Annotated in this window: 9 protein-coding genes and 1 tRNA gene; 4 read left to right on the top strand and 6 right to left on the bottom strand. The window is 34.3% G+C overall.

Annotation, left to right across the window (positions count from 1 at the left end; all coding sequences use genetic code 11):
- Positions 1-142: 142 nt before the first annotated feature.
- Positions 143-520, top strand: a complete 378-nt coding sequence (locus tag ACYX4H_RS07025) for an SPOR domain-containing protein (protein WP_476238497.1) — start codon at positions 143-145, stop codon at positions 518-520.
- A gap of 98 nt (positions 521-618) precedes the next feature.
- On the opposite strand, the gene infB is transcribed toward ACYX4H_RS07025, so the two are convergent.
- From infB to ACYX4H_RS07005, 4 genes are all read right to left on the bottom strand, one after another.
- Positions 619-3,432, bottom strand: a complete 2,814-nt coding sequence (gene infB / locus ACYX4H_RS07020) for a translation initiation factor IF-2 (protein ID WP_476238496.1) — start codon at positions 3,430-3,432, stop codon at positions 619-621.
- 103 nt (positions 3,433-3,535) lie between these two features.
- Complete coding sequence (nusA, locus tag ACYX4H_RS07015) at positions 3,536-4,768, bottom strand: transcription termination factor NusA (RefSeq protein WP_475294747.1); 1,233 nt, start codon at positions 4,766-4,768, stop codon at positions 3,536-3,538.
- 14 nt (positions 4,769-4,782) lie between these two features.
- Positions 4,783-5,244 carry a ribosome assembly cofactor RimP gene (gene rimP / locus ACYX4H_RS07010; RefSeq protein WP_475294748.1) on the bottom strand — a complete coding sequence of 154 codons (462 nt, stop codon included), beginning with the start codon at positions 5,242-5,244 and terminating at the stop codon, positions 4,783-4,785.
- A gap of 226 nt (positions 5,245-5,470) precedes the next feature.
- Positions 5,471-5,543, bottom strand: a tRNA-Gln gene (locus tag ACYX4H_RS07005).
- A gap of 153 nt (positions 5,544-5,696) precedes the next feature.
- Between ACYX4H_RS07005 and ACYX4H_RS07000 the strand changes: the two genes are divergently transcribed.
- Positions 5,697-8,999: a protein O-mannosyl-transferase family gene (locus tag ACYX4H_RS07000; protein ID WP_476238495.1), complete on the top strand. Its 3,303-nt coding sequence runs from the start codon at positions 5,697-5,699 to the stop codon at positions 8,997-8,999.
- Positions 9,000-9,047: 48 nt separating this feature from the next.
- Complete coding sequence (locus ACYX4H_RS06995) at positions 9,048-9,662, top strand: polysaccharide deacetylase family protein (protein ID WP_476238494.1); 615 nt, start codon at positions 9,048-9,050, stop codon at positions 9,660-9,662.
- Between the two features lie 132 nt (positions 9,663-9,794).
- Here the strand turns inward: ACYX4H_RS06995 and ACYX4H_RS06990 are convergent, their stop codons facing one another.
- Entirely contained in the window at positions 9,795-10,091 is a 297-nt protein-coding gene (locus ACYX4H_RS06990; RefSeq protein ID WP_475294751.1) for a thioredoxin family protein, read from the bottom strand.
- A gap of 86 nt (positions 10,092-10,177) precedes the next feature.
- Positions 10,178-11,410, bottom strand: coding sequence for a metallophosphoesterase (locus tag ACYX4H_RS06985; RefSeq protein WP_476238493.1), 1,233 nt, complete (start codon positions 11,408-11,410; stop codon positions 10,178-10,180).
- 171 nt (positions 11,411-11,581) lie between these two features.
- Here ACYX4H_RS06985 and polA point away from each other — a divergent pair, with 171 nt between their 5' ends.
- The gene (polA, locus tag ACYX4H_RS06980) at positions 11,582-14,446 is read left to right on the top strand and encodes a DNA polymerase I (protein WP_476238492.1); all 2,865 of its coding nucleotides are present in this window, start codon (positions 11,582-11,584) and stop codon (positions 14,444-14,446) included.
- Positions 14,447-14,460 lie beyond the last annotated feature (14 nt).

The raw sequence follows: 14,460 nt of genomic DNA, 5'->3' as shown, positions 1-14,460 counted from the left end.
AAGTAACATATAAAGTCGATTTTAGAAATGTTACAGAGTTGTTAATTGTTAATTTAGAGAGATTCTAAATAAATAAAACAGCTATTTTTTGATTTTATAACGTATACATTTGTATAAATAATTAAATATGAAAAAATTGAGCTTGAAATTTAAAATTTTGGTTGGTGTGTGTATTTTAACTTTTTCTGTTAAAAATTATGCCCAACAAGGTAATGTAAGTATTAATCAAGATAAAAATATAGATGTTTTATTGAACACAAAGAAAGAACTTAACAAGAATGAAGATAGTTCTGATAGGTATAAAATTCAAATATATAACGGTAACAGACCCGGTGCTTATGCTGCGCAAAAAGAATTTCGTGAGACATTTGCCAATTGGAGCTCTAGAATAGTTTACGAATCGCCTAACTTTAAAATTTGGGCTGGTAATTTTAGAACTCGTTTAGAAGCTGATAAAGCCTTAAAACGCATTAAAAACAAGTTTGCAAATGCTTTTATTTTTAAGCCTAAAAAAGATTAAAAATTAAATTATTTAAAACCATATAAAAAAAGCGAACCGATTGGTTCGCTTTTTTTATATGCTGATTCTTAATTTCTTAAGAAAAATATTTTAAATAATTATTTCAAGGTTTTCTTAACGGCTACTTCTTGGAATGCTTCAATTATATCACCTTCTTTAATATCATTATAGTTTTTAATTTGCATACCACAATCATATCCTTTAGAAACCTCTTTAACATCGTCTTTAAAACGTTTTAGTGTGGCTAATTCTCCGGTGAATATTACAACACCTTCTCTAATTAATCTAACACCCGAGCTACGATAAATTTTACCATTTGTTACCATACAACCTGCAATGGTTCCAATTTTAGAAATTTTAAACGTTTGTCTAATTTCAGCAGTACCAGTAATTTCTTCTTTAAATTCTGGAGATAACATACCTTCCATAGCATCTTTAAGATCATTAATAGCATCATAGATGATTGAATACGTTCTGATATCAATTTCTTCTTTATCGGCTACCTGACGTGCATTACCCATTGGCCTAACGTTGAAACCAATAATAATTGCATCTGATGCTGAAGCTAATAACACATCACTTTCGGTAATGGCACCTACACCTTTATGTAAGATATTAACTTGAATTTCTTCAGTTGATAATTTTTGGAACGAATCTGTTAACGCTTCAACTGAACCGTCTACATCACCTTTTAATATAATGTTAAGCTCTTTGAAGTCTCCAAGTGCAATACGTCTTCCTATTTCGTCAAGGGTAATATGACGTTGTGTTCTAACAGACTGCTCACGCTGTAACTGTGATCTTTTTGTTGCTATTTGTTTAGCTTCACGTTCATCTTCAAATACGTTAAACTTATCACCTGCTTGTGGCGCTCCATCTAAACCTAAAATTGATACTGGTGTAGAAGGACCTGCTTCAACAACATCATGCCCACGTTCATCATGCATAGCTTTAACTTTTCCACTATGTTGACCCGCCAATACATAATCTCCAACTCTAAGTGTTCCGGCTTGTACTAATATGGTAGACACATAACCGCGACCTTTATCTAAAAATGCTTCAACCACGGTACCTAATGCAGGTTTTTCTGGGTTGGCTTTAAGTTCTAATAACTCAGCTTCTAGAAGTACTTTTTCTAAAAGTTCATTAACACCTGTACCTTGTTTTGCTGAAATATCGTGTGATTGTACTTTACCACCCCAATCTTCAACTAATAAATTCATGTTAGCTAAACCTTCTTTAATTTTATCTGGGTTAGCTTCTGGTCTATCAATTTTATTAATAGCAAAAACAATTGGTACGCCCGCTGCTTGCGCATGCGAAATAGCTTCTTTTGTTTGCGGCATGATATCATCATCTGCTGCAATTACAATAATTGCAATATCTGTAACTTGTGCACCACGCGCACGCATTGCTGTAAATGCCTCGTGACCTGGTGTATCTAAAAACGCCATTTTTTGTCCGTCTTCTAACTCTACACCGTAAGCACCAATATGCTGGGTGATACCACCAGATTCACCTGCAATTACATTTTCTTTTCTTATGTAATCTAATAACGATGTTTTACCATGATCTACGTGACCCATAACGGTTACAATAGGTGCTCTTGGTAATAAATCTTCAGGTTTATCTTCTACTTCTTCAATTGATTCTTCAATATCGGCAGTTACAAACTCTACTTGATAACCAAACTCTTCAGCAACAATAGACAGTGTTTCAGCATCTAAACGCTGATTCATGGTTACCATCATACCTAAAGACATACATGCTGAAATAATTTGAGTAACACTCACATCCATCATGGTTGCTACTTCACTTGCAGTTACAAACTCAGTAACTTTAAGTATTTTACTTTCTGCTGCTTCAGCTTGTAATTCTTTTTCGGTTTGATCTCTATGTTGCTCTCTTTTTTCTCTACGATATTTAGCACCTTTACCTTTAGTGCTTTTACCTTGAAGTTTTTCTAGCGTTTCTCTTACCTGACGTTTTACATCTTCTTCACTAGGCTCCTCTTTGACAACATTGCGTCTTCCTGCGCCTTGTTTTCCTTTGAAACGATCGTTTCTATTTTGGCCGCCACGGTTATTACCACCTTGGTTAGGGCCGCCACCAACTTTACTTATTCTGCGACGTTTTCTTTTTGAAGCATCGCCTGTTTTATTTTTATCGTCGGTTTTTTTATCTTCTTTCTTCTTTTTAGGTCTATTAAATTGCGATAAATCTATTTTGTCTCCCGCAATTTTTGGACCTGAAAGTTTTTGGTATTTTGTTTCAACCTTTTGCTCTCCTAACACTGGAGTTTCCTGCTCTTTTTTTGCTTCAGGTTTATTTTTAGGTGCTTCTTTTTTTACCGTTGGTTGTGGATTAACATCTATTTTTCTAGGTGCCTGTGGTTGTTTAGGCGCTTCTTTTTTAGGTGTTTCCTTTTTAGGTGTTTCAGCTACTGGCTTTGGCGCTGGAGGCGGCGTTGGTTTTGGCTTTTCTTCAACCGGCTTTGATGCTTTTGGTTGCTTAGGCGCTTCTTCTTTTACAGGCTCCTCTTTTTTAGGCTCTGCTTTTTTAGGAGATAAATCTATTTTACCAACTGTTTTTGGACCAGTAATTGAACCTGTGGCTTTAACAACTTCGTCTTTTTTAGCAACTTCTTTTTGTTTTGCTTCAAGTTCACGCTCACGTTGTTCTCTCAATTGATCTTTCTCTTTTTGTTTAGCTTCACTAACTTCTTTTGATGCTACTTTTTTACTAGCATCTGTTTGAAATTCGTTTGAAAGAATTGTGTAAACTTCTTGTGAAATTTTTGTAGTTGGTCGCTTATCAATCTCTATGCCTTTAGAATCTAAAAATTCCACAGCACGATCAAGAGAGATATTAAGCTCGCGTAATACTTTATTTAATCTAATTGTTTCAGCCATAAATTGCCTTTAAAATACTCAAATATATGTCATATCCACTTTCAACCCTAATTTTAAGCTAATTGCTTTGAAATTGTTGCTTAAAATAATAATTGAAATGATATTATTCTTCAAATTCTTCTCTTAGAATTTTAATAACTTCTGTTATTGTTTCTTCTTCTAAATCGGTTCTTCTTACTAATTCGCTTACTTGTAATTCAAGTACACTTTTAGCTGTATCTAAACCTGCTTTGTTAAATTCTTCAATAATCCAGCCTTCAATTTCATCTGAGAATTCGCTTAATTCAACATCTTCCTCAGCGCCTTCTCTAAACACATCAATTTCATAACCAGTTAATTGCCCTGCTAAACGGATGTTATGCCCACCTCTACCAATGGCTTTACTTACTTCTTCTGGTTTTAAAATTACTTCAGCGCGTTTAGTTTCTTCATCAATTTTTATTGATGTTACTCTTGCTGGACTTAATGCTCTTGTAATGAATAATTGTGTGTTATTTGTAAAGTTAATAACATCAATATTTTCATTACCCAATTCACGTACTATGCCGTGAATTCTTGATCCTTTCATACCTACACAGGCTCCTACAGGATCTATTCTATCATCATAAGAATCTACGGCTACTTTTGCTTTTTCACCTGGTATTCTTACTACGTTTTTTATGGTTATTAAGCCATCAAAAACTTCTGGTATTTCTTGTTCAAATAATTTCTCTAAAAACACCGGAGAGCTTCTAGACATTAATATTGTTGGTTTTGAGCCTTTTAGCTCTACACTATCAATTACACCTCTTACATTATCGCCTTTTCTAAAGAAATCTGAAGGTATTTGTTTGTCTTTTGGCAATACAATTTCATTACCTTCATCATCTAATAATATAACTGCTCTGTGGCGTATGTGATGTACTTCGGCAGTGTAAATTTCTCCAACTAAATCTTTAAATTGTTTGTAGATTATAGTATTGTCATGCTCATGGATTTTAGAAATTAAGTTTTGGCGTAATGCTAAAATGGCTCTTCTTCCTAAATCTATAAGTTTTACTTCTTCAGAAACATCTTCACCTACTTCAAAATCTGGCTCAATTTTTCTTGCTTCAGATAGTGATATTTCTTGGTTTTCATCTTCTACTTCACCATCGGCAACCACTATACGGTTTCTCCAAATTTCTAAATCTCCTTTATCTGGGTTTACAATTATATCGAAGTTATCATCATCACCATACTTCTTTTTTAAAGCACTTCTAAATACTTCTTCTAAAATGGCCATTAACGTTACTCTGTCAATTAGCTTATCGTCTTTGAATTCTGAAAAAGATTCAATTAAAGCGACATTTTCCATAACTCTCTACTGAATTAAAATTTAATCATAACTTTTGCTTCTACAATATCTTTGTAAGCGACATTCGCTTGTTTTGTTACAGTTACTTTGCCTTTACCTATAGGTTTTGGCTCTCTAACTTTCCATTGTAAAGTAATAGTTTCATCTGTAACTTCAGAAAGTACACCTTCAAAAGTTTCAGCTGCTGTTTTTACTTTTAGGGTTCTATTTTTATTTTTTTTATACTGACGCTGTTTTACTAATGGTGCTGTTGCACCAGCAGACATAACATCTAGCGAAAAATCTTCTTCTTCTCTATCTAAATTATGTTCAATGGCTCTGCTTATGTAAATACAATCATCTACCACAACACCGTTATCACCATCAATAATAACTTTTATTTGGTTGTCTCCTTGTATTGAAAAATCTATTAAAAACAGGTCTTCTCGTTCTTCAAGGGCTTTTTCAAGTAAATTTTCAACTGTACTTTTAAACATTTTTAGTATAAAAAGAGGGGACTTTCCGTCCCCTCATTGTTAATTTTGCCTTACAACGCTGCAAATATATAATTTTTAATTAAGAATGCCTAATAAATGGCTTTTCAATGTGTTTTTGTGTCAATTGTAAGATTTATAACCATTCTTTTTTAGCAACAACAACGCTGCTAGACATTATTAATAAAAAAGTCCTTACTTAAAAAAGCAAGGACTTAATCAATTTTTGTTGGCCTACTAGGGCTCGAACCTAGACTCTTCTGGACCAAAACCAGACGTGTTGCCAGTTACACCATAGGCCAATTGTGTAATTGAGGGTGCAAATTTAGTACAAAGTTTTATTTGCACAAATATTTTTTGAAAAAAATATTATTTTATACTTAAGGTTTACTTAAAAAAGTTTGAAGTACGGCATTTATTACTAAATTCGCCAAAGCAATCAAACATTGAATTTTATGACCATTCAGACCTTTAAAAAATGGAATACGCTTTTGGGCTGGTTCTCTTTTTTTGTTGCCCTTGTTACTTATAGCTTAACTGTTGAGCCTACTGTTAGTTTTTGGGATGCAGGTGAATATATTTTAACTTCTTCTAAACTACAGGTTGGGCATCCACCTGGAGCACCACTATTTCAAATGTTTGGGGCATTTTTCTCAATATTTGCTCTTGAACCATCACAAATTGGTTGGATGATGAATATGATGAGCGCTGTTTCTAGTGCTTTTACCATTTTGTTTATGTTCTGGACTATTACCTTACTATTAAAAAAATTAGTTGGTACTACTGAAGATAATCAACCAAAAGCACTTGCTATTTTAGGCAGCGCACTTGTTGGTAGTTTAGCCTTTAGTTTTACAGATTCTTTTTGGTTTAACGCTGTTGAAACCGAAGTTTACGCCATGGCAACTTTAATAATGTCGGTTTTATTCTGGTTAGGTTTACGTTGGGAACAAGACATGAACACACCACGTGGTAACCGTTGGCTTATTTTAATTGCTTTTATTATTGGTTTATCTTTTGGTGTTCACTTTATGGGGCTTTTAACCGTTCCAGCCATTGGTCTAGTATACTTTTTTAAAAACTACAAAACAGTTACTATTAAAAATTTTATTATAGCAAACATAGCATCGGTTGCTGTGTTATTATTTGTTTTTAAATTTTTAGCACCTAACATTTTAAAGGTATTTAGTGCTTCAGAAATATTTTTTGTAAACACCGTTGGTTTACCCTTTAATTCTGGTTCTATTATAGCTGGTATTGCTTTAATAGCTATTATTTTTTATGCCATAAAATATACACGCCAAAAAAACTATGTGCACCTAAACACAGCTATTCTTTGCTTAACTTTTGTTATTATTGGCTTTTCAACATGGCTAATGCTACCAATTAGAGCCAATGCCAATGTGGTAATTAATGAAAACAACCCTTCTAGTGCTCGCGAGCTTTTAGCATATTACAACTTAGAGCAATACCCTGAAACACACTTGTTTTACGGCCCTCAGTTTACCGATATGTATGCCGCTTTAGATGAAAACAATCCTTACAAAGACGATAAGCCTAAATATGAAAAAGACGAACAAAAAGGCAAATATGTAGTTGTAAACGATTATAAAAATGCACGCCAAAACTACAACTCTAAACATGCCTCATTTTTACCAAGAATGTGGAGTAGCGAGCATGCCGAAAACTACATGATGTTTTCTGGATTTTTAGATTTTAAACTAAAACCAGAATACCAAATGGATAACGATTTACGAAACCTTGTAAATAATTTCAAAAAAGAAGTAGCTCAAGGTAATGTAGATTATGAAGATTATAACAACTTTTTAAAACGCTATGCCGTTAATTATTTTGATGTTGAAAAACCATCATTAGGCGATAACTTAAGATATTTGCTTGAATACCAATTAGGCTACATGTATTGGCGCTATTTTATGTGGAATTTCACAGGAAGACAAGATGATATTCAAGGTCGTTATGACAATCATGGTAATTGGCTTAGTGGCATAAAACCTCTTGATAATTGGCATATTGGTTATCCGCAAGAAAATTTACCTTCTGATGTAAAAAATAACAAAGCCCGAAACACTTATTATTTACTACCCTTAATTTTAGGTATTATTGGGTTCTTTTTTCTGTTTAATAAAGACAAGAAATTATTTTGGGTTATGTTAGTGTTTTTCTTGTTTACCGGTATTGCCATACAAGTTTACACCAATGTGCGCCCTTTTGAACCTAGAGAGCGCGACTATTCTGTAGTTGGCTCATTTTACGTATTTGCCCTTTGGATAGGTTTTGGAGTTTACGCCATTTATGATGTACTTAAAACATACATTCCTAAAAAACTTGCTGCGCCAATTATAACCGTAATTTGCTTAATTCTTGTACCAGGTATTTTAGCTGCCAACAACTGGGATGATCATGACAGATCTGATAAATACACAGCACAAGCCATGGCTAGAAAATATTTAGATTCATGTGCTGAAAACGCCATTTTATTCACCATTGGAGATAATGATACATTCGCGCTTTGGTACGCCCAAGAAATTGAAGGCTACAGAACCGATGTACGCATTGTTAACACCAGTTTGTTTCAAACAGATTGGTACATAGACCAAATGAAACGTAAAGCTTACGAAAGTGATCCTGTACCATCACAACTAACGCATAAAGATTACAGACATGGCACTAATGATTATGTTAGAATTGCACCAATTTCTAACGACACCATTCAAATAAAAGAAGCTTTAAACTTTATTACTAGCGATAACCCTAAAACCAGATTTAAGTTTTATTTAGAACAATTTACTGAAACTGATGTTAGAGCGTATCCATCGCAAGAATTAAATGCCAGATACATTCCTACCAAATTTTTGAGATTACCAGTTAATAAAGAAAACGCTATTAAACACGGTATTGTAAAACCTAAAGATGCCGATAAGATTGTACCACACATTGATATTGAAATTGGTAGCGGCGCTCTTTACAAAAACCGGTTATTAATGCTTGATATTGTTGCTAATAACGACTGGAAACGCCCAATTTATTTTACCGGTGGAAGTTTTGGTGACGATGATTATATTTGGATGAAAGACTACCTGCAGTTAGATGGCATGTGCTACAAATTAGTACCTATTAAAACAGAAGTAGATAGAGCAAACCCTTTTGACATGGGACGTGTGGATGCCGATTTAATGTATGAAAAGGTAAAAAAATGGGATTGGGGCAATAGCGGTAGCCCAGATATTTATCACGATACTGAAACCAGAAAAAACTCCATTACTTACAGAGGTAATTTAGCCCGATTAATTGAGCAACTTATTAACGAAGGAAAACTAGAAAAAGCCGAAGAAATAGCAGACATTGCCATGACAAACATGCCTGTTAATTACTTTGGGTATTACACCCTTTTAGAGCCTTATATTGGCGCTTATTATGAAGTTGGCAACAAAGAAAAAGCACAACAACTTTTTAAAGATGTTGCTGTTAAATACCAAGAAAACTTAAAATATTACAGTAGCTTGTCATTGCAAAATCAAGAGCGTTTGTTTGAAGATATTTATACTGATATACAACGTTACAAAGCCTTAATTGATGTTTTGATTAGGCATGATATTGAGTTTGCAAATACCGAAGGTGATGTATTTAATGATTATTTAAGATTATTTAAATATTTTACTGGTGAAGAAGAAGTTGCTCCAGCAACTAATAATGATTTAGCTCCTACAACAGATAGTATTGAAGCCACAGAAAATTAAGGTAATATGCCTTTTATTCCTGTAAAAACTCCAAAATTTTTAAAGCGAATGTTCCCAAAGTACATTTGGGACATTCCTTCTAAAAAAAAGGTATTATACTTAACTTTTGATGATGGCCCAACACCTATAGTTACACCATGGGTTTTAAACACATTGAAGCAATACCAAGCTAAAGCCACGTTTTTTTGTATTGGTAATAATATTGATAAACACCCTGAAATTTTTAAATCTGTTATTAGTGATGGCCACAGTATTGGCAACCATACCTATAACCATTTAAAAGGCTGGAAAACAAAAACAAGTTTATACATTGCAAATACTATAAAAGCACAAAAAAGCATAGATTTAAACAATACTACCAAAATTTTAAAACCCCAAAACAACCATTTATTTAGGCCACCCTACGGAAAAATTAAACGTTCGCAAGGTAAACAGCTGCAAAAATTAGGCTATAATATTGTTATGTGGGATATTTTATCTTTTGACTGGGATAAGAATACAACCAAAGAAAACTGCTTACAAAACATTATTAAAAAAGCTAAAACCAGTAGCATTATTGTGTTTCATGATAGTGAAAAAGCTAAAGACAACATGATGTTTGCTTTACCTAAAGTTTTAGAACATTTTAGCAAAAAAGGCTATAATTTTAAATCAATAAATTAAGTCGTTCTTTTTATAAATTTTTATCTGAATTTACTGGATTAGCCCGCGTTAGGGATTGCAGCAAACTACCGTGTAGTGCGAAAAGCCCGACCACGCCAAAAAGCGTGGTAACGCCCAAATAAAAAATATTGGTTAAATATAGGTTTGTATAATGCCTATTAGTGTGTTGGCATCTAACTCGCCACTTTGGCGCCATTTCATTTCGCCGTCTTTGTAAATTATTAATGTTGGAAGTGCTTTTACGCGGAGAGCTTCGGCTAGTTCTTCGTTTTTTTCAATATCAATTTTAATAACTTTAGCTTTATCTCCTAGGGCAGCGGCTACATCTCTTAACACCAATTGCATTGATGTTGATTGGTCGTTCCAGTTTGTGTAAAATTCTAGTAACACCGGAATTTCTACATCTATAAGTTCCCCAAATTTTGACATACTATTTAGTATTAATTGGTAAAGTACTGTTTATACAGTAGCCTAATTTATTAAAAAAGTGCGAGATAGCACAATTTTAAACGTTTTTAGGCTGTTTTAACGCCTTTTTTTAATTCTATTACGGTTATTTCTGGCCAAATACCAACGCGTCCTGGAAATGCTAAGTAACCAAAACCACGGTTTACGTTAATATATTGCCCAAGTTCTTGGTAAATGCCTGCCCAATATTTGTAGCGCCATTTAACGGGACTCCATTTAAACCACCCTGGTATTTCTATACCAAATTGCATACCGTGGGTGTGCCCACTTAAGGTTAGGTGGTAGTGATAATGGTCATTAATTACTTGTTGTTCCCAGTGTGATGGATCATGACTTAGTAGAATTTTAAAATCATTTTTATCAACCCCTGACGATGCCTTTTTTAAATCGCCCGCTTTTTTAAATCCGCCAGCGCCCCAGTTTTCAACACCTATTAAAGCTATTCGTTGTCCGTTTTTTTCAATAAATTTATGCTCATTAAGCAATAAGTTAAAGCCAATTTCTTTTTGCATATCTTTTAAATCTTGCAAGTTTTGTTTTTTGGCTTCTTTTGATGGCCATGTTACATAATCGCCATAATCATGATTTCCTAAAACCGAGTACAAACCATCTTTTGCTTTTAATTTACTAAAAGTATTTACGTATGGTTTCATTTCACTAGCTGTATTATTTACCATATCGCCAGTAAACAATACAACATCGCTTTGCTGTTGGTTTATTAAATCTATTGCGTAGTTAACTTTTTCTGGATTATCAAAACTTCCGGAATGCACATCGCTAATTTGGGTAAGTTTAAAACCATCAAACGCCTCTGGTAAATCTTCAAAATGCAGGGTATATTTTAGTACTTTAAAGTTGTACTTACCCTTATAAATTCCATAAAGAATAGATGCAAAGGGAATAGCTGCAATACCTAAAGCTACTTTTGAAATAAATGCTCTGCGCGATGGCAAATAGTTGCCTTTAGCCTCGGCTCCTTGTGTAAAAAATCGGTAAATAGCTTGTGGTACTCTAAAAATATCTTCAGAAAACATAACCAAAACCATTACCATTTTTGGCACTAAAAAAGCTATTAAAAAACCAAAGGCATAGGCTTGGGCATTACCATAATCGGCTCTGTTTAAACCCCAAAATCTTATTATAAAATTACCCACTACCAATACCGTTAAAAGCCAATAAGCAGTTTGTAGCCATACATTTTTTGATATGGTTTTAAAAGCCTGAAATGCGTAAATATCAATTACAACAAACAATACAAAAAAAATACCCCAACGTAACATATTCTCAATTTTTACCAAAGATAATGGTAATATAAGCTAGAATATAAAAAGCTAGTTGTATTTAACGTATAGTTAAGATTTTTATAATAACACTTACTAAAACTAACTATGTTACATGATGGTTTACATGTAAGTTTTTGCTATTTTTGATTTTCTATCAAATTTCAAAAAATGTCAGACCAAAAACGTCTTTTTCTAGTAGATGCTTACGCCTTAATTTTCCGTGGGTATTATGCTTTTATAAAAAATCCAAGAATTAACTCAAAAGGCATCGATACGTCGGCCATTATGGGTTTTATGAACTCACTTTTAGATGTAATTAAACGCGAGCGACCAGACCATTTAGCCGTATGTTTTGATAAAGGCGGAAGTGCCGACAGAGTTGAAATGTTTGAAGCTTACAAAGCGAATAGAGACGAAACGCCAGAAGCCATAAAAGTGGCCGTACCCTATATTCAAAACATTTTAAAAGCCATGCATATTCCTATTATGGTTAAGGAAGGCTACGAGGCCGACGACGTTATAGGAACCTTATCAAAACAAGCCGAAAAACAAGGGTATCAAACCTTTATGGTAACGCCTGATAAGGATTTTGCACAGTTAGTGTCTGAAAACATTTTTATGTATCGTCCAAAATCGTTTGGCGGCGGTTACGAAACTTGGGGCATTCCAGAAGTGCAAAAAAAGTTTGAAGTTGAAGATCCGTTACAGGTAATTGATTTCTTAGGAATGATGGGAGATGCCAGTGATAACATTCCTGGTTTACCAGGTGTTGGCGAAAAAACCGCAAAAAAATTCTTGAAAGCCTACGGAAGTATGGAAGGTTTGTTTGAAAACATCCACGAGCTGAAAGGTAAAATGAAGGAAAAAGTTGAAGCTAACCAAGAATTAGGTTTACTATCAAAAAAACTGGCTACCATAATGCTTGATGTTCCGGTGGAATTTGATGAAAAAGATTTTGAAATGTGCGACCCGGATATTGAAGCGGTTAAAACTATTTTTCAAGATTTAGAGTTTAGACGACTTACTGAAAATTTCTTAAAAACTTTTGCTTCTGAAGCTGAAGTCAAGGAAAGTATTTCAAAAACCTCAGATACAACTGTTTCCCCTTCGGGGAAAATGTCCGCAGGACAAAAGGGGACTGCTGGCGCAGGACAATTTTCATTATTTGGTGGTGATGTTAATGAGCCTAATAACGAAACAAGTTCAGCATCACATACCCGAAAAACCACTGAAACCACAAGCCATTTTTACCAAAGCGTCGCTTCTGGTATGGCAACAAAACTGTTCATTAAAAACTTAATGAACCAAACTTCGGTATGTTTTGATACTGAAACCACAGGTTTAAACCCATTAACTGCCCAATTGGTTGGTATTGCATTTTCATGGGAAGTTGGCAAAGGCTTTTATTTGCCCTTTCCAGAAGATAAAACCGAAGCGCAAGCTTTAATCGAGGAATTGCGTCCGTTTTTTGAAAGTGAAACCATTGAAAAAATTGGTCAGAATTTAAAATATGATATTAAAGTTTTAGCCAAATACAACATCGAGGTAAAAGGCAAATTATTCGATACCATGTTAGCGCATTACCTCATCAATCCAGACATGCGCCACAATATGGATGTTTTGGCAGAAACCTATTTGAATTATACACCCATTTCTATTGAAACATTAATTGGGAAGAAAGGAAAAAATCAGCTGTCAATGCGTGATGTTCCTTTAGAAAAACAAACCGAATACGCGGTTGAAGATGCCGACATCACGCTGCAATTAAAAGAACATTTTCAAAACGAATTAGGCGAAGCCAATACCCAAACGTTGTTTGATGATATTGAAATTCCGTTACTGCGTGTTTTAGCGGTCATGGAATTGGAAGGCATTAATCTTGATAAAGACTTTTTAGCATCATTAGCCGAACAACTTAACAACGATATAGCTTCACTTGAAAAAAGTATTTACGAAGCTGCTGGCGAAGAATTCAACATTGCATCACCTAAACAATTGGGTATTATTTTATTTGAAAAAATGAAGCTGGTTGATAAACCTAAAAAGACTAAAACTGGGCAATATTCTACCGCAGAAGATGTATTGAGTTATTTGGCAAAAGACCACGAAATCATCCAAAATATTTTGGATTTTAGAGGCTTAAGTAAACTTAAAAGCACGTATGTTGATGCGTTACCGCTTCAAGTAGAAGAAGCTACAGGTCGGGTACATACCGATTATATGCAAACCGTTGCAGCTACTGGTCGTTTAAGTAGTAACAACCCTAACTTACAAAACATTCCTATTCGTACCGAACGTGGAAGACAAGTTCGAAAAGCATTTATTCCGCGTAGCGAAGAATACACCCTTTTAGCTGCCGATTATTCTCAAATTGAATTACGCATTATCGCTGCGTTAAGTGAAGAAGAAACCATGATTGAAGCCTTTAATAACGGTGAAGATATTCACGCTTCAACTGCTGCAAAAGTGTTTAATGTGGCTATTGATGACGTTACGCGCGAACAACGTAGCAACGCAAAAACCGTTAACTTCGGTATTATTTATGGCGTTTCAGCTTTTGGTTTAAGCAATCAAACCGATTTATCGCGTAGTGAAGCGAAGGAATTAATTGACACCTATTACGAAACCTATCCGAAGTTAAAAAATTACATCAGCAAGCAAGTCGATTTTGCGCGCGATCATGGTTATGTGCAAACCGTTTTAGGCCGTCGCAGGTATTTAAAAGACATCAATTCTAGAAATGCCGTAGTGCGTGGTGCTGCCGAACGTAATGCTGTAAATGCGCCAATTCAAGGTAGTGCTGCAGACATCATTAAAATTGCAATGATTAATATTTACAAAAAATTAGAGGCCGGTAATTACAAAACTAAAATGTTACTGCAAGTGCACGATGAATTGGTATTTGACGTTTACAAACCAGAATTGGATGAGATTTCAAAACTAATTAAAACTGAAATGGAAAATGCTTATAAACTATCAGTTCCTTTAGATGTTGAAATTGGTATTGGCAATAATTGGCTGGAAGCGCATTAAAATTTGAATGTTTG

The sequence above is a fragment of the Seonamhaeicola sp. ABD4_340 genome (assembly GCF_056312135.1).
Note: the sequence above shows the minus strand (reverse complement) of the source record. Positions and strands in the feature narration are given on the sequence as shown.

Excerpts from the sequence above, each read along its gene's own strand:
- infB (WP_476238496.1), bottom strand. The coding sequence starts at position 3,432 with ATGGCTGAAACAATTAGATTAAATAAAGTATTACGCGAGCTTAATATC.
- nusA (WP_475294747.1), bottom strand. The coding sequence starts at position 4,768 with ATGGAAAATGTCGCTTTAATTGAATCTTTTTCAGAATTCAAAGACGAT.
- rimP (WP_475294748.1), bottom strand. The coding sequence starts at position 5,244 with ATGTTTAAAAGTACAGTTGAAAATTTACTTGAAAAAGCCCTTGAAGAA.
- ACYX4H_RS07000 (WP_476238495.1), top strand. The coding sequence starts at position 5,697 with ATGACCATTCAGACCTTTAAAAAATGGAATACGCTTTTGGGCTGGTTC.
- ACYX4H_RS06995 (WP_476238494.1), top strand. The coding sequence starts at position 9,048 with ATGTTCCCAAAGTACATTTGGGACATTCCTTCTAAAAAAAAGGTATTA.
- ACYX4H_RS06990 (WP_475294751.1), bottom strand. The coding sequence starts at position 10,091 with ATGTCAAAATTTGGGGAACTTATAGATGTAGAAATTCCGGTGTTACTA.
- ACYX4H_RS06985 (WP_476238493.1), bottom strand. The coding sequence starts at position 11,410 with ATGTTACGTTGGGGTATTTTTTTTGTATTGTTTGTTGTAATTGATATT.
- polA (WP_476238492.1), top strand. The coding sequence starts at position 11,582 with ATGTCAGACCAAAAACGTCTTTTTCTAGTAGATGCTTACGCCTTAATT.